This window comes from Streptococcus oralis (genome assembly GCF_006175905.1).
Taxonomy (GTDB): domain Bacteria; phylum Bacillota; class Bacilli; order Lactobacillales; family Streptococcaceae; genus Streptococcus; species Streptococcus oralis_BG.
Window position 1 is genome coordinate 520,001 of sequence record NZ_SSNB01000001.1, and the last position, 23,487, is coordinate 543,487.

17 protein-coding genes, 2 tRNA genes and 2 rRNA genes (1 of these 21 running past the window's edge) are annotated in these 23,487 nt (G+C 44.6%); 4 read left to right on the forward strand and 17 right to left on the reverse strand.

Features of this window, described 5'->3' with window-relative positions; all coding sequences use genetic code 11:
* The 10 genes from E7Y33_RS02580 to E7Y33_RS02630 form a co-directional block, all read right to left on the reverse strand.
* Positions 1 to 1,674, reverse strand: a 23S ribosomal RNA gene (locus E7Y33_RS02580); it reaches 1,229 nt to the left of the window's first position.
* 122 nt (positions 1,675 to 1,796) lie between these two features.
* Positions 1,797 to 1,869: transfer RNA gene (locus E7Y33_RS02585), tRNA-Ala, on the reverse strand.
* 51 nt (positions 1,870 to 1,920) lie between these two features.
* Positions 1,921 to 3,467: ribosomal RNA gene (locus E7Y33_RS02590) — 16S ribosomal RNA — on the reverse strand.
* The 16S and 23S rRNA genes sit together here with 2 tRNA genes alongside, the layout of an rRNA operon.
* 230 nt (positions 3,468 to 3,697) lie before the next feature.
* Positions 3,698 to 3,769: transfer RNA gene (locus E7Y33_RS02600), tRNA-Glu, on the reverse strand.
* A gap of 115 nt (positions 3,770 to 3,884) precedes the next feature.
* Positions 3,885 to 4,319: a cytidine deaminase family protein gene (locus E7Y33_RS02605; RefSeq protein WP_070534821.1), complete on the reverse strand. Its 435-nt coding sequence runs from the start codon at positions 4,317 to 4,319 to the stop codon at positions 3,885 to 3,887.
* Positions 4,320 to 4,330: 11 nt separating this feature from the next.
* Positions 4,331 to 5,791 (reverse strand): glutamate--tRNA ligase, encoded by a 1,461-nt coding sequence (gltX, locus tag E7Y33_RS02610; protein WP_139689557.1) that lies wholly within the window; start codon positions 5,789 to 5,791, stop codon positions 4,331 to 4,333.
* 127 nt (positions 5,792 to 5,918) lie between these two features.
* Entirely contained in the window at positions 5,919 to 7,268 is a 1,350-nt protein-coding gene (locus E7Y33_RS02615; RefSeq protein WP_139689558.1) for a glucose-6-phosphate isomerase, read from the reverse strand.
* A gap of 168 nt (positions 7,269 to 7,436) precedes the next feature.
* On the reverse strand, positions 7,437 to 8,126 hold the full coding sequence (locus E7Y33_RS02620) for a gamma-glutamyl-gamma-aminobutyrate hydrolase family protein (RefSeq protein ID WP_000124757.1): 690 nt from the start codon (positions 8,124 to 8,126) through the stop codon (positions 7,437 to 7,439).
* Positions 8,127 to 8,265: 139 nt separating this feature from the next.
* Positions 8,266 to 10,032 carry an ABC transporter ATP-binding protein gene (locus tag E7Y33_RS02625; protein WP_139689559.1) on the reverse strand — a complete coding sequence of 589 codons (1,767 nt, stop codon included), beginning with the start codon at positions 10,030 to 10,032 and terminating at the stop codon, positions 8,266 to 8,268.
* Position 10,033: 1 nt separating this feature from the next.
* Positions 10,034 to 11,740 (reverse strand): ABC transporter ATP-binding protein, encoded by a 1,707-nt coding sequence (locus E7Y33_RS02630; protein ID WP_139689560.1) that lies wholly within the window; start codon positions 11,738 to 11,740, stop codon positions 10,034 to 10,036.
* A gap of 206 nt (positions 11,741 to 11,946) precedes the next feature.
* Here E7Y33_RS02630 and E7Y33_RS02635 point away from each other — a divergent pair, with 206 nt between their 5' ends.
* The gene (locus E7Y33_RS02635) at positions 11,947 to 12,963 is read left to right on the forward strand and encodes an NAD(P)H-dependent glycerol-3-phosphate dehydrogenase (protein WP_033585444.1); all 1,017 of its coding nucleotides are present in this window, start codon (positions 11,947 to 11,949) and stop codon (positions 12,961 to 12,963) included.
* 21 nt (positions 12,964 to 12,984) lie between these two features.
* A complete protein-coding gene (galU, locus tag E7Y33_RS02640) occupies positions 12,985 to 13,884 on the forward strand; it encodes a UTP--glucose-1-phosphate uridylyltransferase GalU (RefSeq protein ID WP_000811028.1) in 900 nt (299 codons plus the stop codon).
* Positions 13,885 to 14,004: 120 nt separating this feature from the next.
* On the opposite strand, the gene E7Y33_RS02645 is transcribed toward galU, so the two are convergent.
* The 6 genes from E7Y33_RS02645 to pbp1b form a co-directional block, all read right to left on the reverse strand.
* Positions 14,005 to 14,685 (reverse strand): rhomboid family intramembrane serine protease, encoded by a 681-nt coding sequence (locus E7Y33_RS02645; RefSeq protein ID WP_139689561.1) that lies wholly within the window; start codon positions 14,683 to 14,685, stop codon positions 14,005 to 14,007.
* Complete coding sequence (locus E7Y33_RS02650; protein WP_139689562.1) at positions 14,669 to 15,208, reverse strand: 5-formyltetrahydrofolate cyclo-ligase; 540 nt, start codon at positions 15,206 to 15,208, stop codon at positions 14,669 to 14,671. Before E7Y33_RS02650 ends, E7Y33_RS02645 begins: the two co-directional genes overlap by 17 nt.
* Positions 15,209 to 15,219: 11 nt before the next feature.
* Positions 15,220 to 16,350, reverse strand: a complete 1,131-nt coding sequence (locus E7Y33_RS02655) for an N-acetyldiaminopimelate deacetylase (protein ID WP_139689563.1) — start codon at positions 16,348 to 16,350, stop codon at positions 15,220 to 15,222.
* A gap of 69 nt (positions 16,351 to 16,419) precedes the next feature.
* The gene (dapD, locus tag E7Y33_RS02660) at positions 16,420 to 17,118 is read right to left on the reverse strand and encodes a 2,3,4,5-tetrahydropyridine-2,6-dicarboxylate N-acetyltransferase (protein ID WP_000127466.1); all 699 of its coding nucleotides are present in this window, start codon (positions 17,116 to 17,118) and stop codon (positions 16,420 to 16,422) included.
* Between the two features lie 84 nt (positions 17,119 to 17,202).
* Complete coding sequence (locus E7Y33_RS02665; protein WP_139689564.1) at positions 17,203 to 18,114, reverse strand: DMT family transporter; 912 nt, start codon at positions 18,112 to 18,114, stop codon at positions 17,203 to 17,205.
* A gap of 77 nt (positions 18,115 to 18,191) precedes the next feature.
* Complete coding sequence (gene pbp1b / locus E7Y33_RS02670; protein WP_139689565.1) at positions 18,192 to 20,696, reverse strand: penicillin-binding protein PBP1B; 2,505 nt, start codon at positions 20,694 to 20,696, stop codon at positions 18,192 to 18,194.
* A 140-nt stretch (positions 20,697 to 20,836) separates the two neighbouring features.
* Between pbp1b and tyrS the strand changes: the two genes are divergently transcribed.
* Positions 20,837 to 22,093 (forward strand): tyrosine--tRNA ligase, encoded by a 1,257-nt coding sequence (gene tyrS / locus E7Y33_RS02675; protein ID WP_139689566.1) that lies wholly within the window; start codon positions 20,837 to 20,839, stop codon positions 22,091 to 22,093.
* Positions 22,094 to 22,147: 54 nt separating this feature from the next.
* On the forward strand, positions 22,148 to 22,996 hold the full coding sequence (locus tag E7Y33_RS02680) for a putative RNA methyltransferase (protein ID WP_139689567.1): 849 nt from the start codon (positions 22,148 to 22,150) through the stop codon (positions 22,994 to 22,996).
* 105 nt (positions 22,997 to 23,101) lie between these two features.
* Here E7Y33_RS02680 and E7Y33_RS09630 read toward each other — a convergent pair whose 3' ends face one another.
* Positions 23,102 to 23,308 (reverse strand): hypothetical protein, encoded by a 207-nt coding sequence (locus E7Y33_RS09630; RefSeq protein WP_139689568.1) that lies wholly within the window; start codon positions 23,306 to 23,308, stop codon positions 23,102 to 23,104.
* Positions 23,309 to 23,487: the final 179 nt, after the last annotated feature.

A 23,487-nucleotide genomic window follows, 5' to 3' on the forward strand; every position in this document is an offset into this window, starting at 1 on the left:
CACCTGAGGCTACTCGCCTCGACTACCTGTGTCGGTTTGCGGTACGGGTAGAGTATGTTTAAACGCTAGAAGCTTTTCTTGGCAGTGTGACGTCACTAACTTCGCTACTAAACTTCGCTCCCCATCACAGCTCAATGTTATAGATATAAGCATTTGACTCATATCACACCTCACTGCTTAGACAGACACTTCCATTCGTCTGCTTTAGTTAGCCTACTGCGTCCCTCCATCACTACATACTCTAGTACAGGAATATCAACCTGTTGTCCATCGGATACACCTTTCGGTCTCTCCTTAGGTCCCGACTAACCCAGGGCGGACGAGCCTTCCCCTGGAAACCTTAGTCTTACGGTGGACAGGATTCTCACCTGTCTTTCGCTACTCATACCGGCATTCTCACTTCTATGCGTTCCAGCACTCCTCACGGTATACCTTCTTCACACATAGAACGCTCTCCTACCATACCTATAAAGGTATCCACAGCTTCGGTAAATTGTTTTAGCCCCGGTACATTTTCGGCGCAGGGTCACTCGACTAGTGAGCTATTACGCACTCTTTGAATGAATAGCTGCTTCTAAGCTAACATCCTAGTTGTCTGTGCAACCCCACATCCTTTTCCACTTAACAATTATTTTGGGACCTTAGCTGGTGGTCTGGGCTGTTTCCCTTTCGACTACGGATCTTAGCACTCGCAGTCTGACTGCCGACCATAATTCATTGGCATTCGGAGTTTATCTGAGATTGGTAATCCGGGATGGACCCCTCACCCAAACAGTGCTCTACCTCCAAGAATCTTTATGTCGACGCTAGCCCTAAAGCTATTTCGGAGAGAACCAGCTATCTCCAAGTTCGTTTGGAATTTCTCCGCTACCCACAAGTCATCCAAGCACTTTTCAACGTGCCCTGGTTCGGTCCTCCAGTGCGTCTTACCGCACCTTCAACCTGCTCATGGGTAGGTCACATGGTTTCGGGTCTACGACATGATACTAATGCGCCCTATTCAGACTCGGTTTCCCTGCGGCTCCGTCTCTTCAACTTAACCTCGCATCATATCGTAACTCGCCGGTTCATTCTACAAAAGGCACGCTCTCACCCATTAACGGGCTCGAACTTGTTGTAGGCACACGGTTTCAGGTTCTATTTCACTCCCCTCCCGGGGTGCTTTTCACCTTTCCCTCACGGTACTGGTTCACTATCGGTCACTAGGGAGTATTTAGGGTTGGGAGATGGTCCTCCCAGATTCCGACGGGATTTCTCGTGTCCCGCCGTACTCAGGATACTGCTAGGTACAAAGACTATTTTAAATACGAGGCTATTACTCTCTTTGGCTGATCTTCCCAAATCATTCTTCTATAATCTTTGAGTCCACATTGCAGTCCTACAACCCCGAAGAGTAAACTCTTCGGTTTGCCCTCCTGCCGTTTCGCTCGCCGCTACTAAGGCAATCGCTTTTGCTTTCTCTTCCTGCAGCTACTTAGATGTTTCAGTTCACTGCGTCTTCCTCCTCATATCCTTAACAGATATGGGTAACAGGTAGTACCTGTTGGGTTCCCCCATTCGGAAATCCCTGGATCATCGCTTACTTACAGCTACCCAAGGCATATCGTCGTTTGTCACGTCCTTCTTCGGCTCCTAGTGCCAAGGCATCCACCGTGCGCCCTTATTAACTTAACCTTATTTTTTGACCTTTCAGTCATAAACTCTTTTAATACTACAGCGTTTCGGTTTATTTTCTTGTTACTATTTGATATAGATATTCAATTTTCAATGTGCATTACTTGGTGATCTCTCACCAATGGAGCCTAGCGGGATCGAACCGCTGACCTCCTGCGTGCAAAGCAGGCGCTCTCCCAGCTGAGCTAAGGCCCCACAAGACCTCTCAAGACTAAACAAGACCAATGTGCAGTTCCTTATCCTTAGAAAGGAGGTGATCCAGCCGCACCTTCCGATACGGCTACCTTGTTACGACTTCACCCCAATCATCTATCCCACCTTAGGCGGCTGGCTCCTAAAAGGTTACCTCACCGACTTCGGGTGTTACAAACTCTCGTGGTGTGACGGGCGGTGTGTACAAGGCCCGGGAACGTATTCACCGCGGCGTGCTGATCCGCGATTACTAGCGATTCCGACTTCATGTAGGCGAGTTGCAGCCTACAATCCGAACTGAGACTGGCTTTAAGAGATTAGCTTGCCGTCACCGGCTTGCGACTCGTTGTACCAGCCATTGTAGCACGTGTGTAGCCCAGGTCATAAGGGGCATGATGATTTGACGTCATCCCCACCTTCCTCCGGTTTATTACCGGCAGTCTCGCTAGAGTGCCCAACTGAATGATGGCAACTAACAATAGGGGTTGCGCTCGTTGCGGGACTTAACCCAACATCTCACGACACGAGCTGACGACAACCATGCACCACCTGTCACCTCTGTCCCGAAGGAAAACTCTATCTCTAGAGCGGTCAGAGGGATGTCAAGACCTGGTAAGGTTCTTCGCGTTGCTTCGAATTAAACCACATGCTCCACCGCTTGTGCGGGCCCCCGTCAATTCCTTTGAGTTTCAACCTTGCGGTCGTACTCCCCAGGCGGAGTGCTTAATGCGTTAGCTGCGGCACTAAACCCCGGAAAGGGTCTAACACCTAGCACTCATCGTTTACGGCGTGGACTACCAGGGTATCTAATCCTGTTTGCTCCCCACGCTTTCGAGCCTCAGCGTCAGTTACAAGCCAGAGAGCCGCTTTCGCCACCGGTGTTCCTCCATATATCTACGCATTTCACCGCTACACATGGAATTCCACTCTCCCCTCTTGCACTCAAGTTAAACAGTTTCCAAAGCGTACTATGGTTAAGCCACAGCCTTTAACTTCAGACTTATCTAACCGCCTGCGCTCGCTTTACGCCCAATAAATCCGGACAACGCTCGGGACCTACGTATTACCGCGGCTGCTGGCACGTAGTTAGCCGTCCCTTTCTGGTAAGATACCGTCACAGTGTGAACTTTCCACTCTCACACTCGTTCTTCTCTTACAACAGAGCTTTACGATCCGAAAACCTTCTTCACTCACGCGGCGTTGCTCGGTCAGACTTCCGTCCATTGCCGAAGATTCCCTACTGCTGCCTCCCGTAGGAGTCTGGGCCGTGTCTCAGTCCCAGTGTGGCCGATCACCCTCTCAGGTCGGCTATGTATCGTTGCCTTGGTGAGCCGTTACCTCACCAACTAGCTAATACAACGCAGGTCCATCTGGTAGTGATGCAATTGCACCTTTTAAGCAAATGTCATGCAACATCTACTCTTATGCGGTATTAGCTATCGTTTCCAATAGTTATCCCCCGCTACCAGGCAGGTTACCTACGCGTTACTCACCCGTTCGCAACTCATCCAGAAGAGCAAGCTCCTCCTTCAGCGTTCTACTTGCATGTATTAGGCACGCCGCCAGCGTTCGTCCTGAGCCAGGATCAAACTCTCATTAAAAGTTTGAGTTCTCACTCATTTCTGTCACTGACAGATTTATTGTTTTTTCATTGTTCAGTACTATAACCTCAGTTATAGTGCCCTGCACATTGGTTCGTCTTGTTCAGTTTTCAAAGGTCTTTGTCACTCAATTGCTCTCGAGCGACAACTATATTAGTATATCACAGCTACCTGCCTCTGTCAACAGATTTTTTAAACTTTTTTCAAGTTTTTTTAACCGCAATACACCATAGTCCGTACGGGATTCGAACCCGTGTTACCGCCGTGAAAAGGCGGTGTCTTAACCCCTTGACCAACGGACCTTGAGCTTTTCAACTCTTTCTATTATACCTACTTTTTTACCTTTGTCAAGAACTTTTTTCCTCTTTACCGAAATTCTGAAAAGATTAGGGAAAGAGCCAGTTAAACTGACTCCCTCTATTTATCTTGCCAATTAGTCGCGCGTTCCTCTCCCCACCAGTAAGGGATCAATTCGGCAACTTTGATTGTTTTTCTTGTTTCGTAGTTCATCATGAACTCTGCTTCTTTATTCTCAGCATTCAATTCTAAGAGAAATTCTCTGCAAGCGCCACAGGGCATACCTGATCCTTCGCCGTAGGGAGGTTTGTCTCGAAAGGCGAGGATTTTCTTAACTTTAGTTTGTCCTGAAAATTGATACATATTGAAGAGAGCTGCTCGTTCTGCACAGAGATGAAAAACGCCACAAGTGCCCTCCATACAAAATCCTGTGAAGATCTGACCATCTTCTGCTTCTACCGCAGCAACAACATGGTTAGCATAAACAAAGTCAGAAACTTCATGGGGATTGAATAAGGTTCGTGCTTCTTTATACATCTTTTCCCATGTATCCATCGGAAGTCCTTTTATTTAGAAATCTCTTTGAGCATATTATCGATATGCTGGATAGATTTCTCACGACCTAATAGGTAAATCGTATCTGGAAGTTCTGGTCCATGCATTTCACCTGAAACAGCGATACGAATCGGCATGAAGAGGTTTTTCCCTTTGATACCTGTTTCTTTTTGAACTGCTTTGATTTGTGGGAAGATGTTTTCTGTCACAAATTCCTCATCGGTCATTGCTTCTAGTTTCGCTTTGAAGGCTTCTAGAACAACAGGAACGGTTTCTCCTGCCATGACCTCGCGCTCAGCGTCTGTCAACTCTGGGAAATCTGAAAAGAAAAGATCTGTCAATGGAACGATTTCATCCACTGACTTCATTTGTGGTTTGTAGAGTTCTACCATTTTTTCAGACTTGTCAGTCAAACGCCCTGCTTCTTCTAAGTAAGGTTTAGCCATTTCAAAGATTGTCGCAAGATCAGCTCTCTTGATGTAGTCGTTGCTCATCCAGTCTAGTTTCTTCTGATCAAAGGCAGCTGGTGACTTGCTGAGACGATTTTCATCAAAGAGTTTTATCAATTCCTCACGAGAGAAAATTTCATCTTCGCCACCTGGATTCCAACCAAGAAGGGCGATAAAGTTAAAAACTGCTTCTGGAAGGTATCCTTTCTTACGGTAGTCTTCAATAAACTGAAGGGTGTTGGTGTCGCGTTTAGACAATTTTTTACCCGTTTCAGAGTTGATGATTAGAGTCATGTGACCAAACTCAGGTGCTTCCCAACCCAGTGCTTCATAAACCATGAGTTGTTTTGGTGTATTGGCAATGTGGTCATCTCCACGAATGACGTGAGAGATTTGCATATCGTGGTCATCGATCACAACGGCAAAGTTGTAAGTTGGGTAACCATCTTTCTTTTGGATTACCCAGTCACCACCGATATTGCCACCTTCAAACTCGATATCGCCTTTGACCATATCGTGCCACTTGTAGATACCAGACTCATTAACTGCCAAACGAACAGTCGGGATGATGCCTGCTGCTTCACGTTCTGCAATGTAAGCTGCTTTTTCTTCTTCGCTCATACCAAGGTATTCGTTGATGTAACGAGGTGTTTCACCAGCTGCTTCTTGACGTTCGCGTTCTGCTGCCAACTCTTCTTCTGTAACGTATGATTTGTAGGCCTTGCCTTCAGCTAGCAATTGGTCGATGTATTTTTGATACAAATCCAAACGCTCAGACTGACGGTAGTTTTCATGTGTTTCTGGGCTTTCATCCCAGTCCATGCCTAACCAACGAAGGTTTTCAAGCTGTGAACGTTCTCCGTCTTCGACATGACGTTTGCGGTCAGTATCTTCGATACGGATGATAAAAGTTCCACCATGATGGCGTGCGTAGAGGTAGTTGAATAATGCTGTACGGGCATTTCCGATGTGTAGTAGTCCTGTTGGACTTGGTGCGTAGCGTACGCGGATATCTTTTGACATAGTTTCTCCTATAAAGTCTCTAGGCGTCTGCCTTTTTGCTTTCTATATTATATCACAAGTCTCGCCTGAGTCCAATGTCTACGAATAAAGAGAGTAAAAAGAGTGGACAAGCCACTCTTTTCTTCTATTATAGACGTGCGTTAAGTTCTTTGCTCAATTCTTCAAATCCTGGTTTTCCAAGAAGGGCAAACATGTTGCGTTTGTAGGCTTCAACACCTGGTTGGTCAAATGGGTTGATGGCATTCAAGTAACCTGAAAGGGCAATTGCCAATTCGAAGAAGTAGATAGTGTAACCAAGAGTGAAAGCGTCTTGCTCTGGGAGAGTTACGTACATGTTTGGCACATCACCGTCAGTGTGGGCAAGAAGAACACCGTCAGTTGCTTTTTTGTTTACAAAGTCAACGTCTTTTCCTTGAAGGTAACCAAGTCCATCAAGGTCTTCTTCCAAAGTAGGAATGATCACGTTCTTACGTGGTTTGTCAACACGGACAACTGTTTCAAACATGATACGAGTTCCCTCTTGGATAAATTGACCCAATGAGTGCAAGTCAGTTGAGAAGTTAGCTGAAGTTGGGTAGATCCCTTTTTGGTCTTTCCCTTCTGACTCACCAGCCAATTGTTTCCACCATTCTGAAAAGTACTGAAGTGATGGCTCGTAGTTTACCAAGATTTCAGTAGCGTAGCCTTTACGGTAAAGGATGTTACGAACGGCTGCGTATTGGTAAGCTTCATTTTCAGCAATCTTGTCTGAAGTATAATCCTTACGAGCTGCGTTGGCACCTTCCATAAGGGCTTTGATATCTGCACCTGATGCAGCGATTGGAAGCAATCCAACTGCTGTCAATACTGAAAAGCGTCCACCGATGTCATCTGGAACCACGAATGTTTCCCAACCGTTGGCATCTGCTTCAACCTTAACAGCACCTTTTTGGCGGTCAGTTGTGGCATAGATACGTTTGTTGGCTTCTTCTTGACCGTATTTCTTAACCAAGAGTTCTTTGAAGACACGGAAAGCAATCGCTGGTTCTGTTGTTGTACCTGATTTAGAAATCACGTTTACTGAGAAGTCTTTGTCAGCTACGTACTCTACCAAGTCAGCAAGGTAAGTAGATGAGATTGAGTTTCCAGCGTAAAGGATTTGTGGAGCTTTGCGTTCTTCTTTTGTTTGCAAGTTAGCAAAGTGGTGGTTCAAGAAGTCGATTGCTGCTTTAGCACCAAGGTAAGATCCACCGATACCAATCACAACCAAAACATCGCTGTCTGATTTGATTTGCTCAGCAGCCTTCAAGATGCGGGCAAATTCTTCGCGATCATAGTTCTCAGGAAGGTCCAACCATCCCAAAAAGTCGCTACCAGCACCAGTTCCTTTACGGATCAATTCGTCTGCTGCAGTTACTTGTGCTTGCATGTATTCCACTTCATGTGGCGCTACAAATTTATCTAAAACTTTTGAATAATCAAATTTAATATGTGACATGATAATCCTCCATTATTTCTTCTTTTCTATCATAACGCTTACCTTCGATTTTTTCAAGTTTTTTTATTGAATTTGCCCAATTTTTATCAGAATTCAAACGTTTGCGTAAAAACGCTAAAATACAAAAAATCTGAAAGAACGAATAAAAACGGCTAGGTATTCTAACCGTTACAATTCATTTAATAGATACTCAAATAGTTCTAAATTGCCGTCTTCTTCATTGACCAGAAACTCTGGATGCCACTGCAAACCAATGATACGATGCTCATCAATAGACTCAATCGCTTCCACCGTCTGATCGCGAGGATCTACAGCCGTCACACGAAAATTAGGAGCTAGGTCTTTGATACTTTGTCGATGGACTGAGTTGACTTGGCTTTCTTTGCCAAATAACTTAGCCACCACGCTTCCTTCTACTGTCTCAATAGAATGAGATGTTCCAAAAGGCAAACCTTGCCAATGCCCCTCAATTTCTTGGTGGAGAGTACCTCCAAAAGCAACATTGACCAGCTGAACACCACGGCAGATTGCCATAATTGGTTTATTCTGACGAAGCGCTTCCTTCAAGAGGGCCAGCTCAAACTCATCTCGCACTAGGTTGTAATCGTCGCTCTCGATGGTTTTTTTCTCCCCATAAAACTGAGGGTGGACATTTTGCCCGCCTGTCAAGATGAGTTTGTCAATCATTTCCACATAATCGCGAACAATGGACTCATCCCCTACAGGAATTACTAAAGGAAGACCACCGACTTGACGAATGCTCTCTGCAAATTTACAGGATACAGATGAGTGAATATTTTTCCCTTCTGCATCTACAGGACATAGATTTGCAGCAACTCCTACAACCGTTCTAGCCATGATGGGGCTCCTTTCGATTTTCTTGCGACAGTCTTATCTTATCACTCCAATCCTTTCCTGTCTAATATGTTTTTTTAAAGACCGTGATAAGTATTTTTTATGGATAAGAAAAAGCTGCCCAATGAGGACAACTTCTTTTTTATTCGAAGACAAATTGATTGTGATACAGTTCTGAGTAGAAGCCGCCGAGTTTGAGCAACTCGTGATGATTTCCACGTTCAATAACCTCTCCATCTTTGAGGACAATAATCTGATCGGCATTGAGGATGGTCTTGAGACGATGGGCAATGACAAAACTGGTTCGTCCTGCTACAACTGCCTCCATGGCATGTTGAATCTTGCTTTCTGTTACGGTATCCACATTAGAAGTCGCTTCATCTAGGATTAAGACTTGAGGATCAGTCATCAGGGTTCGAGCAATGGAAATCAATTGTTTTTGACCAGTTGAGAAGATATTTTGTTCATCATCAATAATGGTATCATACTTGTCAGGCAAGCTTTCGATGTAGTCATGAATATGAGTTGCCTTGGCAGCTGCTTCGACCATTTCCTGACTCGCATCTGGCACACCGAAGCGGATATTATCCCGAATCGTTCCACTAAACAAGACCGAATCCTGCAAGACAATACCAACCTTGCTTCGCAGGCTGTCCAAGTCGTAGTCACGGATGTCTTTGCCATCAAAGGAAATGCTACCTGCATCCACATCGTAGAAACGATTGATGAGGTTCATGATGGTCGTTTTCCCTGAACCAGTCGGACCGACAACTGCTATCATCTGCCCCTTAGGAGCTGAAATACTGACATCTTTTAAAATCGGCTTGTCTGGCACATAGGAGAAATCAATATGGCTGATTTCAACACCTTCTCGCAATTCCGTAAAGGCAGACGCATTTTGCGGACGGATCTCTTCTTCTGCATCGAACATTTCTTGGATACGATCTGCCCCAGTAAAGGCCAACTGGAGACTCCCCCAACTCGCAGCCACCTGGATAATCGGCTGGTAGTACTGCTGAGAAAATTGGGTAAACATGACAATCAAACCTAGGGCTGTCGTTGTTTCGATGCTCGGGTCATTCAGTAGGACAGCCGAACCTGCAAAAATGACAATGGCCGTATTGACCAAGCTCATCCCATTCATAACTGGAAAGAGGATACCTGAGAACATTCTCCCTTTAAAAGTTGCCTTGCGCACGCGCTCATTTTGCTCCACAAAGCCTGCTACGATGTCGTCTTGAATCCCTTGTACGATAACAGCTTTCTGACCTGAAATACTTTCGTCCATGTAGGCGTTGAGTTTCCCAACCTCTTTTTGCTGGAGATTGGTGTACTTGCGGGCCATTTTCACGATGAAGACCAACATGAGAAAGGCCACCGGGGTGCTGGCTACTGTTATCAGAGCTAGCGTCACATTTCTTGAAAACATGACAAAAATCAAACCGATGTAAAGAGCAATATTGCTCATAACCTGAACTAGACTTTCATTGAAGGCTTGAAGGATGTTATCCAAGTCACTAGTGAAGCGAGAAAGGATATCACCATCCTGATGGCGGTCAAAGAAAGAAACCGTCAAACGGGAAAGTTTGCCAAAAAGCCCCTTACGCATCTCATTTGTCGACTCGGCAATCACACGGGTCATCAAGGTCATGTAAATCAAGCTAGACACAACCAAGGCAAGGACCACCAGAGCTAGATTCAGCATCAGAGCTGACAAACTTTGCCAGACTAGTTCTGAAGTCCCATTTTGATAAGCCAGAACCAAATTAGCGAGCTCCGTGACTGCTTGGCCTGAAAAAACTGGAAAGAGGGCTTGGGCAATCGTCGCCACCGCAACCATCAGAATCACAATGACAAAGGAGAACTTGTAAACTTTAAAATAATTCCAGAAAAATCGAACTGTTTTCATTTTATTCCTCCTTCCCCTTTTGTGTTTCGTAGATTTCGCGGTAGACGTCATTGTTAGCTACCAAGTCTGCATGCCGTCCTTCTCCAATCAAACGCCCTTGATCCAAGACCAAAATCTTGTCTGCATGGACGACTGAACTGATCTTTTGAGCGATGATAATGGTTGTCGTCCCTTTCAGGTCTTTGTTCAAAGCTTCCTGCACGAGTCTCTCTGACTTGGCATCCAAGGCTGAAGTTGAATCGTCAAAAATCAGGATACGGGGATTGCTGACAATCCCACGGGCAATGGACATCCGTTGCTTTTGTCCACCAGAAAAATTGGTGCCACGTTCTTCGACCTGACTCTCAAATTTGTTTTCCATGCGTCCGATAAATTCACTGGCTTGGGCAATCCGTGCTGCACGTTCCATTTCTGACACGCTGGCATTTCCTTTACCTTGACGAAGATTATCTGCAATGGTCCCACTAAAGAGAATAGCACGTTGCAAGACAATGGAAACTGTTTTACGCAAGGTTCCCTCGCTGACGTCTCGAATATCCTTGCCACCAATCTTGATAGATCCCTCCTGTGGATCAAAAAGTCGTGGAATTAACTGAGCTAGAGTGGACTTCCCTGCTCCAGTAGCCCCAACCACACCGACCATCTGACCAGGCGCAACATCAAAGGTTACATTCTTCAGCATAGGCTCATCATCATTAGGATAGGTAAAGGTCACATTTTCAAAAGAGAGACTTCCTTCTAACTCTTCATCTGGGAGATCTTTAAAGGTCATCGCTGGCTCGGTATCTAGAATTTCGCGGATACGACGCAAGGAAATCATGGCACGACTGACAGAATTTCCTAAAAATCCAACCATGATGATCGTAAAGATAATCTGGCTGAGATAGTTGATAAAGGAAGCAATAGAGCCCACAACAGATGGATTTGACTGAGCCATTCCGGCCACCAACCAGATAGAGAGAAAGACAGCCCCATAGCCGACTAGCATCATAACAGGTTCTATAACTGAGAAGGCATAACCGATATAAAGATTTTGGCCGAGAAGTTCATCAGAAACGTCGGTAAATTTTTCAAATTGTGCTTTTTCTTGTACAAAGGATTTGACCACGCGCACACCACGTAGATTTTCCTTGGCGATAGCATTGATCCGTTCAAGAAGGGTTTGAAACTTAGCAAATCGTGGCCCCATCATTCCCATCATGATAGCAGTTAGTGCAAAGATTAGGAGCACCATGAGGACAATCACCCACCAAAGTGACGGAAGAGTGTGAACCGCCAAGATAAAGGAACCGATAAAGAGAAGAGGGAGACGGAAGAGAATTTGAAAAGCCATCATCACCACGTTCTGAATTTGGTTGATATCATTGGTCATACGGACGACAAGGTTCCCCGCATTGAATTGCTCGATATTGGCATAAGAAAAAGTCTGGATCTTGCGAAAAGCGTCTTCACGAAGGTCCGAAGACACTCCTTGAGCAATGTAGGCTGCAAGTGTTACATTGACCCCACCTGCAACCAGACCGACTAGGGCTACTCCTATCAGCCAAGCGCCAATACTATAAATAGCCTCATTTTGACCGGCCAGCAAAGCCTCTAACACCTCTTGCAAATAGCGCGGTTGCAAGAGCGAACTCGCAACCATCAAGCCTGTCATCATTAAGGATGCCAAGGCCTGCCATTTATAGGTTTTTATTTTTTTAATGAGCATATTTCCTCCTAATAAAATAGATAAAGGGAGCGACATCCTGCGTCAGCTCCTTCTCATTCGTTCATATTGATGCTATTCTAGCAAAAAAGAGGCATCTTGTCAAAGAAGTCTCCTTATTATAAATTAGTGCGCTTTCATCTACAGGTGATGCATGAAAAGGCTTTTTATGGTAAAATGAAAGGAAGAACTCTTACAAGGAGGAAAAGATGAAGAAACAAACCATCGCTGTCTTGGGTCCTGGTTCTTGGGGAACTGCCCTTTCGCAGGTCCTAAACGACAATGGACACGAGGTTCGAATTTGGGGAAATATTTCTGACCAAATTGATGAAATCAATAACCAACATACAAACAAACGCTACTTCAAAGATATCCTACTCGACGAAAAAATCAAAGCCTATCATGACTTGGAAGAAACACTAAAGGATGTGGATGCTGTTTTATTTGTGGTCCCAACAAAAGTAACGAGACTGGTTGCCCAACAAGTAGCAAAGGTGCTTGATCACAAGGTTGTCATCATGCATGCCTCCAAAGGATTGGAACCAGATAGCCACAAACGTCTATCAACTATTCTTGAAGAGGAAATTCCAGTCGATCTCCGTAGTGAAGTCGTCGTTGTTTCAGGACCTAGCCACGCTGAGGAAACGATTGTGCGGGATATTACCTTGATCACTGCAGCCTCTAAAGACCTTGAAACGGCTCAGTACGTTCAAAACCTCTTTAGCAATCACTACTTCCGTCTCTATACTAATACGGATGTTATCGGGGTTGAAACCGCTGGTGCTCTCAAAAACATCATCGCAGTTGGCGCTGGGGCACTACATGGACTAGGATTTGGCGACAATGCCAAGGCGGCTATCATTGCCCGTGGCTTGGCTGAAATCACCCGTCTAGGGGTCGCTCTGGGAGCTAATCCTCTGACTTATAGCGGTCTTTCTGGAGTTGGAGATTTGATTGTAACGGGGACATCTGTCCACTCTCGTAACTGGAGGGCAGGTGATGCTCTCGGTCGTGGAGAATCCCTCGCAGACATCGAAGCTAATATGGGCATGGTCATCGAAGGAATCTCAACAACTCGAGCAGCTTACGAACTAGCTCAGGAATTGGGGGTCTACATGCCAATCACACAGGCTATTTACCGAGTGATCTACGAAGGTGTCAATATCAAAGAAGCAATCACTGACATCATGAGCAATGAATTTAAAGCAGAAAACGAATGGTCATAGACCCTTATAGAAAGGAACATCATGAAACAAAAAGTCAGAAAAGCAGTCATCCCTGCCGCTGGATTGGGAACTCGTTTCCTCCCAGCAACTAAGGCCTTGGCCAAGGAAATGTTGCCAATCGTAGACAAGCCCACTATCCAGTTTATCGTTGAAGAAGCTCTCAAATCTGGTATCGAAGATATCTTGGTTGTTACGGGTAAGTCAAAACGTTCCATCGAGGACCACTTCGACTCAAACTTCGAATTGGAATACAACCTCAAAGAAAAAGGGAAAACAGATCTTCTGAAGCTAGTTGATGAAACAACTGGCATGCGCCTGCATTTTATCCGTCAAACACATCCACGTGGTCTCGGAGATGCTGTCTTGCAAGCCAAAGCTTTCGTCGGAAATGAACCTTTTGTCGTTATGCTTGGTGATGACTTGATGGATATCACGAACGAAAAGGCTGTTCCACTTACCAAACAACTCATGGATGACTACGAGCGTACCCACGCGTCTACTATCGCTGTTATGCCAGTCCCTCACGACGAAGTCTCTGCTTACGGGGTTATTGCTCCACAAGGCGAAGGAAAAGACGGCCTTTATAGCGTTGAAACCTTCGTTGAAAAACCTGCGCCAGAGGATGCTCCTAGCGACCTTGCTATCATCGGACGCTACCTCCTCACTCCTGAAATTTTCCAAATCCTCGAAAACCAAGCTCCAGGTGCAGGAAATGAAATTCAGCTGACAGATGCAATCGATACCCTCAATAAAACACAACGTGTGTTTGCTCGTGAGTTCAAGGGGGCTCGTTACGATGTCGGGGACAAGTTTGGCTTTATGAAAACATCCATTGACTACGCTCTCAAACACCCACAAGTTAAAGACGACTTGAAAGACTACCTCATCCAACTTGGGAAAGAGTTAGCTGAGGGGGAATAGAAGAAAAACAAAGCTCTTAAATAAGGGCTTTGTTTTTTTGTTGAAGCTTGCAATAAAAAAAGCCATCTTTGCAGATGACTTATTAGCAACCGAATCGGTGCTTTCATTTAACTATCCCCCCTACACATAGCTCATTCCTTTGTAGAAAAGGAAAACGGCTAGTGCGATAAAAAGTAGAGTTGCTCCGATTCGCTGGCTGGTACTATACATCCTTTTTTCCCATTTGACTGGAAAGATGACTGCTAGAAAGGCCCCACCTACTGCGCCGCCAATATGCCCTGCTAGGCTGATTCCTGGAATCAGAATACTTCCGATGATATTTATCACAAAAAGCGTCAGGTAGGATTGCCCTAACTGCTGGATATAGGGGCTGCGAGTTGCGTAGCGCAAGACGATAATCGCAGCAAATAGTCCATAGAGGGAGGTGGACGCTCCTGCTGCTAAGACTTTCGGTGTAAAAGCAAACACAAAGAGATTGCCCATCATTCCTGATAAGAGATAGAGAAAAAAGAACTGCTTAGTGCCGAAAATCTCCTCCACCTGTCGTCCAAGAAAGTAGAGCGAAAGCATATTGACAATGAAATGCTCCCAGCCTATGTGCACAAATATAGCCGAAAAAAGGCGCCACATCTGCTCTGGGAACAGGCGAATGATCGGTCCATACATAGCTCCAAACTGAAAAAGAGTTTTTACCCGATCAAAGTTGATGCCTGTAGTAATCAGCATCAAGAGAAATACCAAACCTGTTACTAGGAGGAAAAAACTAGTAACAGGGTAACGTTTATCAAAGATTTCCTTCATAGATTAGCACCTCCTGAACGGGAATATCATGGTCTTCCGAGTTGAAATTCTGGATTTGACAAGGATAGATTGTACTCATGGTCTGACCAGCAAAATTCTCCAGATAGCGGTCGTAATAGCCTCCGCCATATCCAATCCGATAACCCTCTGTCGTAAAAGCCAAGCCCGGAACATGAATCAAGTCAATCCGGGAGGTATCCACCACTTCCAAGTCCCCTTGGGGCTCCAGTAAACCAAAGGAAGTTTTTTTTAACTGCTGTGGATTGTAGACCACAAACTCCATGCGACCCTTGGGATAGGTTTTAGGTATCAGAACCTTTTTGCCGTCCTTCAGCGCTTGGTCGATTAGTCCCTGCGTTTGAAACTCATGCGGAAAAGAAAGGTAGGTTGCGATGACCTTGGCTTCTTTGTAAAAAGGATGATTCAAAAATCGTTCTGTTAAGGCTTGATCCATAGCCATTTTTTGCTTCTGAGGGATAGACTTCATTTCTTGCAAGACTTGCTTGCGCAATTCCGATTTCATAGACAAGCCCTCTACTCTGCTGCCTTCTTTTGGAGAAAGCTAGAGACCGCATCCACCCCAATGGCTAAAGCTTCTTCCTTGGGGCTCATCTGAGGGTGATGAAGGGCATAAGGGCTATCGACACCTAACCAAAACATAACTCCGTCTACCTTCGAAAGGAGATAACCAAAATCTTCACCTGTCATAGCAGGCTCGATATCAATCAACTCGATTCCTTCTTTTTCCTCAAAGAAGGTCATCAATTCACGCGCCAAGGCTGGATTGTTCTCAACAGGCAGGTAACCTCCTTGTTTGAGTTCGATTTCGACTTCCATCCCAAAAGCTGCCGCAACTCCTTCTGCGACAGTTTTCACTCTCTTTTGCACCAAAAGGCTCATGTCCTGAGTCAAGGCGCGAATAGTTCCATGTAAAAATGCTGTGTCTGTAATGACATTGTTGGTTGTTCCAGCTTGAAACACTCCAAAGGTGACCACTGCTCCCTCGATTGGATTAACATTGCGGCTAACAACTGACTGTACTTGGGTCACAAAGTAACTAGCAGCCACCAGGGCGTCATTGGCCTCATGTGGAAAAGCTGCATGTCCCCCTTTTCCTTTGAAACGAATTTTCACCTCGCAAGTCCCTGCAAAGAGAGTATGGGTATTGGTCGCAATCTGGCCTACTTTCAAATCCGGACGAACATGGAGCCCATAAAACTGGTCTGGTAGCCAGTCCCCAAAAGCATCGTCCTCATACATGAGCATACCACCAGCTTCATTTTCTTCAGCAGGTTGAAACAGAAAAAGCAGATTATTCTTTGGTTGTTCCTCCAGAGCACGCTCGAGACAGCCCAAGGCAATGGTCATGTGAAAATCATGGCCACAAGCATGCATACGACCGTGATGTTGAGAAGAAAAAGGAAGGCCCGTTTGTTCGACAATAGGCAGGCCATCAATATCTGTGCGCCAACCAATGGTGCGCTCAGGCTGGCTCCCCTGCAGGTAGACCAAAATCCCTGTCCGCCACGTACGAACTTGAACAAAGTCCTTGCCCGCAGTCAATTTCTCAATCACAGCCAACAAATAAGCCTGTGTTTTGAACTCTTCCAAGCCAATCTCTGGAATCTGGTGTAAATCTCGTCTAGTCTGAATCAAATCTAACATCTATCGATCCTCCTTTTGATAGAAGAAAGAGGCTGGAAAAAGGGTTCCGCCTCTTTTTTACTTTTACAATTACAAGGTACGAAGCGCATCCTCAAGCGCTGTTTTTTGTTGGGTTTGGGCATCAATCTCTTTGATGATACGAGCCGGAACACCTGCTACTACAACGTTTTCTGGGACATCTTGGGTAACGATAGCTCCTGCTGCAACAACTGAACCACTACCGATTTGGACTCCTTCGATAACCACTGCATTGGCACCGATAAGAACATTGTCTCCGACGCGGACTGGTTCAGCACTAGCTGGCTCAATCACACCTGCCAAAACTGCCCCTGCACCAACGTGGCTGTTCTTCCCAACGATGGCACGACCACCAAGGATAGCACCCATATCAATCATGGTTCCAGCACCGATTTCAGCACCGATATTGATAACAGCTCCCATCATGATAACAGCATTGTCACCAATTTCAACCTGGTCACGGATAATAGCACCTGGCTCGATACGAGCATTGATAGCACGTTTATCTAACAAAGGAACTGCAGAATTACGAGCATCTTGCTCGACAACATAATCTTGATTTTCTACTAAACCTTCAAGAAGCGGAGCGACATCCTTCCAGTCTCCGAATAAAACATTTCCTAGTTTGACAACAGAGCTAGGCACAGCAGTTGCGAGTTGCCCCTCAAAGGTTACTTTGACACTGGTTTTCTTTTCAGCATTGGCGATAAATTGGATAATTTCTTGAGCGTTCATTTTTGTAGCAGTCATAGGTGCCTCCTGGTTCGTTATAATGATACCTATTCTACCAAAAAAGGCCTCAAATTTGAAGCCTCAACTATCAAATAATCATCTTTACCTGGCTTGTTTTGCTTCTTCTACAGATAAGAAAATCATCGGAACGATAATCAACACCATAGCCAAGGCCAAAAAACCATCCATGACCAATCCCAGAAAAAGAACACTTAATAAAGCTGAAGAGAGCGGTTCGCTAGCACTCACCACCGATACAACCAGCGGAGAAACGAGTGACACAGCCTTCATAGATAGGAAGAAGGCAAAAGCAGTACCAAAAACGGCAATCGTCAGACAAATCAGCACACTTACCAGATCCACTTGAAAACTTATCCGATAAATAGGGTAAAGGAAATTACTAAAGAGACCTGCCAGAATCATCCCCCAACCAACGGTTGGCACAAAACCATAGTCACGTGCAAAGCGTTGGGGAAGGATAACATTAAACATGACCCCTACTGCACTGAGCAAACCTGTCACTAGAGCCAAAGGAGTCATGGATAATTGGGACAAATCTCCTTTTGTAGCCATCAAAAAAACACCTAGCATGGCAATCAAAACATAGAGAATCGCTGTAATCGAAGCCTTCTTCTGGTAAATGATTCGATTGTAAAACAGGATAAAAACTGGGCTGATAAATTGCAAAATTGTCGCCGTCGTCGCATTGGAATACTCAACGCAGAGATAGAAGAAAAACTGCACAGAAAAAATACCTAGAATAGCATAGGCTAAAAAAGGTAGATAATTTTTCTTATCACGCCAGATGTCCGACAAGCGGCTACGCAACTGAAAAGCAGATAAACCTAAAACCAAACTCCCTGCCACTAGTAAACGCATAGAAGTAATCCATCCAGAAGACACTGGATAATGAGTGAAAAAATACTCTCCTAAAATCCCACAAATCCCCCAGATTAGGCCTGAGAGTAGCGAGTATACTGTTCCCTTAACAATCTTTTTCTGATAATGATTCATATTATTATTGTAACACGAAACCAACAAAGAAAAAAGTAGCAACAAGGAGAAATTACTAACCTTGCTACTACTCTTTCTTAACGATTAAATAGACGTGAACGTCCTGAAGAACCACTTTGAGTATTGCCACTCGAACTTGAACTTCCTGAGCTACTGCTTGAACTTGATCCGGATCCACTGCTTGAACTTGGAGGAGTCACTGCAGGTAGGCTTCCAAGAATGGTTTTCCAAGCGTTCAGATAGTCTGCGTCGCTGCCTCCGATGGCAAAGCGGTAAGTGGTTACTGGCGCCCCTTCTTTGCTAGCCCAGTAGCTTGTCACTGTAGAACCAGAAAGTTCGATTTCCTTACCATTGATGGAAACTTTGCCGGGCTTTTGGCCTGTTGATTGGAGAACTTGGGACTTAGTCACACTTGGGTCAAGATTAAAGCGATCATTTCCCCATATTCCAGGATCAGCTTGCTGGATAGCATTGACCAAGTAAGCCATGTATTTGGCATTTCGGTAGTGACCAGCACCCTTGGCTAGCGGTCGGTTATCATCATGACCTAACCAGCCACCTAGCGTCAATCTAGGAGTAGAAAGCATGAGCCACATGTTTTCATCTTCATTAGTCGTTCCAGTTTTTCCGATCCAGTCAGCACGAGCTAGGCCTGGATTGATCGAAGCCAAGTCGGTCTGGAAGCTAGAAGTAATCCGAGATGAAATGACTTCACGGAGCAGACTTTGCATGATGGTTGCTGTCGCTTTTGAATAAACCTGCACAGGCTCATCCTTATGCTCATAGACCACTCGACCATCCGTTGATTCGATCTTGGCAATCATGTGTTTCTTGTGGTAAACCCCGTTGTTAGCTATGGTCTGATATCCGTTGGTATGCTGAGCAACTGTAACCTCAATTCCTCCACCCATCGGTAAACTTTCAATGCCATATTCTGGGATTTCATAACCCATTTTTTCCATATAGCCCTTGACATCGACACCCTTCTCTCGAAGCGTACGATACGTCCAGTAGGCTGGAATGTTCCATGAATAGTTGAGAGCTTCTCCCAAGGTCATCATCGCTGTACCAGGACTATTGACATACATGATGGGATTACCGTTTGAGAAGTTTGTCGGATAGTTTGATAAGATACTTGCACTTCCCATCAAACCTTGGTCAATCGCGATACCATAGGCCAGTATAGGCTTAGTAGTTGAAGCTGGAGAACGTTTGGTATCGATAGCGTGATTGTTCTGATTTTCTTGATAATTACGACCACCAACAAATCCAAGGATGGCTCCCGTTTGGTTGTCCATGAGGACATTCCCTACTTCAGGCTGGCCTGTCGAATCATCTACCAAACTGCCGTAGTTAGCAACTGCATTTTGCATAGCAGTGTGGACATTTTTATTAATAGTCGTGGTGATCTTATAGCCACCATTCTCGATTTCCTTCGTCGCTAGATCGCGGTAAGCTTTTTGGATAGATTCATTTTTTTGCTCTTGCGCAGAAACATTATCTCTCTGGATAAGGTAGTCGTACATCCGATCCGTTGCTTCTGCCAAGGTTGCATAGTAGAGATAGTCGCGCGAAGTACCACTGACACTACCTGATGGCAGAAAGTCTTGCTTGAAGTCATAATCCTTGTACTTGTCGTAGTCTTCCTGACTCAGAGCTCCTGTTCGATACATATTGTAGAGGACATCCTTGGCACGCTTGATTCCCAAGGCCATATCCTCATCGCTCTTCATACTGCCGTCAGATTCATAAGGAGAATAACTAATAGGACTCTGGGGCAAACCTGCGATAAAGGCGGCTTGAGGTATTGTCAAATCCGATGCATTGACTCCAAAAATTCCCTCTGCAGCTTGCTGGGCACCTGCAATATTTTGTCCCTTGTGATTGCGTCCAAAAGGAGCAATATTAAGGTAGGTTGTCAAGATCTCATCCTTACCCATGGCCCGTTCTAAAGCCAAGGCATCAATAATTTCTTTAGCCTTACGAGCTAGAGTGGGAGCGTCCCCCACCACTTGCTGCTTGATGACCTGCTGAGTCAAAGTCGAACCACCACTAGACGATCCCAAACCGACAAAGGTTCCCAGAGTCGCACGAATAACGGCCTTAGGCACAACTCCCTTGTGCTCATGGAAATGCTCGTCCTCTGTCGCAACAATAGCTTTCTTAAGGTTGTCTGAGATAGCATCTGAAGCGACTGAAGTGCGCAATAAATCGCCCTCGATTGAGGCAATGGTACTACCGTCAGAATAAGTGATTTCTGAGATGGAGGCAATATCCTTCACTTGTTTGACCAATTCCTCTGTTTGAGGCACCTTGACTTTGTCAAATAGAGCAACCCCATAGCCCATGGCCACACCCGCTCCCAACAGACCTCCGATAAAGGCTAGAATAAAGAGAGTGTTGAAGGTCACTTTAAAAGCACTCAAAATCTTAGCAAAAATGGACCCTACCCTTTTGAGTTTGTTAGAAGAAGCTACTTTCTTATCAGTCTTTTTACTTGCTTGTTTTTTTTTCCATTTGGCAGTTAGTTGCTGGAAAAAATGCAGCATTTTTGTTTTTAATTCATCAATTCTTTTTTTCATGAATGTCCTCGCTTTCTCTATTATACCATAAAAGGGAAACTTTCAATAAAATAGCCACTTTCTTCCCTATTCCACTAGGCTATTAATCAAGTTTGTGATACAATAGGTAGAAACAATATTTTATAAAGGAGAAAAGACACATGCACATTTTTGATGAGCTAAAAGAGCGTGGTTTGATTTTTCAAACGACTGATGAAGAAGCTTTGCGTAAATCCCTAGAAGAAGGTCAAGTTTCTTATTATACTGGCTACGATCCAACTGCTGACAGCCTTCACCTAGGTCACCTTGTCGCAATCTTGACCAGTCGCCGTTTGCAATTAGCAGGTCACAAACCTTATGCGCTCGTTGGCGGTGCTACAGGTCTCATCGGAGATCCGTCCTTCAAAGATGCTGAGCGTAGTCTCCAAACAAAAGACACAGTAGATGGCTGGGTCAAGTCTATCCAAGGACAACTTTCTCGTTTTCTTGACTTTGAAAATGGCGAAAATAAGGCTGTCATGGTCAACAACTACGACTGGTTTGGCAGCATCAGCTTCATTGACTTCCTCCGTGATATCGGAAAATATTTCACTGTCAACTACATGATGAGCAAGGAGTCTGTGAAGAAACGGATCGAAACAGGGATTTCTTACACTGAGTTTGCTTACCAAATCATGCAAGGGTACGACTTCTACGTCCTTAACCAAGACTACAATGTTACTCTGCAAATCGGTGGTTCTGACCAGTGGGGAAATATGACCGCTGGTACCGAATTGCTTCGTCGTAAGGCTGACAAGACAGGCCACGTTATCACAGTCCCCCTTATCACTGATGCGACAGGTAAGAAATTTGGTAAGTCAGAAGGAAACGCAGTCTGGCTCAACCCTGAAAAGACTTCTCCATACGAAATGTACCAATTCTGGATGAACGTCATGGACGCTGACGCTGTTCGCTTCTTAAAAATCTTTACCTTCTTGTCGCTCGATGAGATTGAAGACATCCGCAAGCAGTTTGAGGCAGCTCCACACGAACGCTTGGCTCAAAAAGTCTTGGCTCGTGAAGTCGTGACACTTGTTCACGGAGAAGAAGCTTACAAAGAAGCCCTTAACATCACTGAGCAACTCTTTGCTGGAAACATCAAAAACCTTTCTGTCAAAGAACTCAAACAAGGACTCCGCGGGGTACCAAACTACCAAGTCCAAGCTGACGAAAACCACAATATCGTGGAACTCCTCGTATCTTCTGGTGTGGTCAATTCAAAACGCCAAGCCCGTGAAGATGTTCAAAATGGAGCAATTTACGTAAACGGCGACCGTATCCAAGACCTTGACTATGTCTTGAGTGACGCAGATAAGTTAGAAAACGAACTGACTGTTATCCGCCGTGGAAAGAAGAAATACTTCGTTCTTACATACTAAAAAAGCAGACTGGAGGCATTTGCCATCCAGTTCTTTTTTTGCTAGACTTAAACTATGAATACAAACCTCAAACCAAAACTCCAGCGCTTTGCTACTGCTAGTGCCTTTGCCTGCCCCATGTGCCAAGAAGATCTCACCTTGGTAGAGTCTAGCCTCAAGTGTAGCAACCGCCATTCTTTTGATCTGGCAAAATTCGGCTATGTCAATCTAGCACCGCAAATCAAACAATCCACCAACTACGACAAGGAAAACTTCCAAAATCGCCAGCAAATCCTAGAAGCTGGTTTTTACCAAACTATTTTAGAATCCATCTCAGACTTACTTGCAAACTCAGAAAGTGCCAAAACAATTTTAGACATCGGTTGTGGCGAAGGCTTCTACTCTCGTAAACTCCAAGAAAGTCACTCTGATAAAACTTTCTATGCCTTTGATATTTCTAAAGATTCCGTCCAAATCGCTGCCAAGAGTGAACCCAACTGGGCGGTTAATTGGTTTGTTGGTGACCTGGCTCGTCTTCCTATAAAAGACGCTAGCATGGATATCCTGCTTGATATCTTTTCCCCTGCCAACTATAGTGAATTTCGCCGCGTTTTATCCAAAGACGGTATTTTAATCAAGGTCATCCCAACTGAAAATCACCTCAAAGAAATCCGTCAAATGGTGCAGGACCAGCTGACAAAGAAGGATTATTCCAACCAAGATATCAAAGAACATTTCCAGGAATATTTCAGCATCCAATCTCGTCAGATTGCTTCCTTAACAAAACCTATCACAGCAGAGCAACGCCAAGCCCTGCTTGCCATGACGCCTCTCCTCTTTCACGTTGATCAAACCAAGATTGACTGGACTCAGTTGACTGAGATTACCATTGAAGCAGAGATTTTAGTTGGGAAAGCACTGTAAATAAAACTTTCAGATAAGACAAAACCCGCACCTTCAAGGTACGGGTTTAAATCGCGATTTTTCAACTGCCTATCCGAAAAGTGGAAAAAATTTTAACCTCTCCATTTATTTTCGATTTGAAATGACAAATTTATCAATGAATAGCAAGTGATATAAGGTAAGTGATGCCCCATAACAACATCCATGAAAAGAGATTTCTTGATGAGTCAGTGGAAAGGAACTACTATTACCCATATAAAGGCATGACCAAATTACAAATAAAATCCAAAATAAATCAGTCCATTTATATTTTGAAAAATATTTTTTCCACATAAAAGCACCTTCTTTCCTACAATCATATTATAATACTTTATGTAAGCGAATACAAGAAATGTGAGGTAATCAACTACGAAGAATCATGAGACTGAAATATAGTGAAAAACAGTATTTCTAAAACTTCAACGTATCTATGATTTATCTCTTTTTAGACCTGATTGGCTAAAATCCACATC

Excerpts from the sequence above, each read along its gene's own strand:
- E7Y33_RS09630 (WP_139689568.1), bottom strand. The coding sequence starts at position 23,308 with ATGTGGAAAAAATATTTTTCAAAATATAAATGGACTGATTTATTTTGG.
- E7Y33_RS02625 (WP_139689559.1), bottom strand. The coding sequence starts at position 10,032 with ATGAAAACAGTTCGATTTTTCTGGAATTATTTTAAAGTTTACAAGTTC.
- E7Y33_RS02645 (WP_139689561.1), bottom strand. The coding sequence starts at position 14,685 with ATGAAGGAAATCTTTGATAAACGTTACCCTGTTACTAGTTTTTTCCTC.
- E7Y33_RS02620 (WP_000124757.1), bottom strand. The coding sequence starts at position 8,126 with ATGGCTAGAACGGTTGTAGGAGTTGCTGCAAATCTATGTCCTGTAGAT.
- E7Y33_RS02680 (WP_139689567.1), top strand. The coding sequence starts at position 22,148 with ATGAATACAAACCTCAAACCAAAACTCCAGCGCTTTGCTACTGCTAGT.
- E7Y33_RS02665 (WP_139689564.1), bottom strand. The coding sequence starts at position 18,114 with ATGAATCATTATCAGAAAAAGATTGTTAAGGGAACAGTATACTCGCTA.
- E7Y33_RS02635 (WP_033585444.1), top strand. The coding sequence starts at position 11,947 with ATGAAGAAACAAACCATCGCTGTCTTGGGTCCTGGTTCTTGGGGAACT.
- E7Y33_RS02605 (WP_070534821.1), bottom strand. The coding sequence starts at position 4,319 with ATGGATACATGGGAAAAGATGTATAAAGAAGCACGAACCTTATTCAAT.
- tyrS (WP_139689566.1), top strand. The coding sequence starts at position 20,837 with ATGCACATTTTTGATGAGCTAAAAGAGCGTGGTTTGATTTTTCAAACG.
- E7Y33_RS02655 (WP_139689563.1), bottom strand. The coding sequence starts at position 16,350 with ATGTTAGATTTGATTCAGACTAGACGAGATTTACACCAGATTCCAGAG.
- E7Y33_RS02650 (WP_139689562.1), bottom strand. The coding sequence starts at position 15,208 with ATGAAATCGGAATTGCGCAAGCAAGTCTTGCAAGAAATGAAGTCTATC.
- gltX (WP_139689557.1), bottom strand. The coding sequence starts at position 5,791 with ATGTCAAAAGATATCCGCGTACGCTACGCACCAAGTCCAACAGGACTA.
- dapD (WP_000127466.1), bottom strand. The coding sequence starts at position 17,118 with ATGACTGCTACAAAAATGAACGCTCAAGAAATTATCCAATTTATCGCC.
- pbp1b (WP_139689565.1), bottom strand. The coding sequence starts at position 20,696 with ATGAAAAAAAGAATTGATGAATTAAAAACAAAAATGCTGCATTTTTTC.
- E7Y33_RS02615 (WP_139689558.1), bottom strand. The coding sequence starts at position 7,268 with ATGTCACATATTAAATTTGATTATTCAAAAGTTTTAGATAAATTTGTA.
- galU (WP_000811028.1), top strand. The coding sequence starts at position 12,985 with ATGAAACAAAAAGTCAGAAAAGCAGTCATCCCTGCCGCTGGATTGGGA.
- E7Y33_RS02630 (WP_139689560.1), bottom strand. The coding sequence starts at position 11,740 with ATGCTCATTAAAAAAATAAAAACCTATAAATGGCAGGCCTTGGCATCC.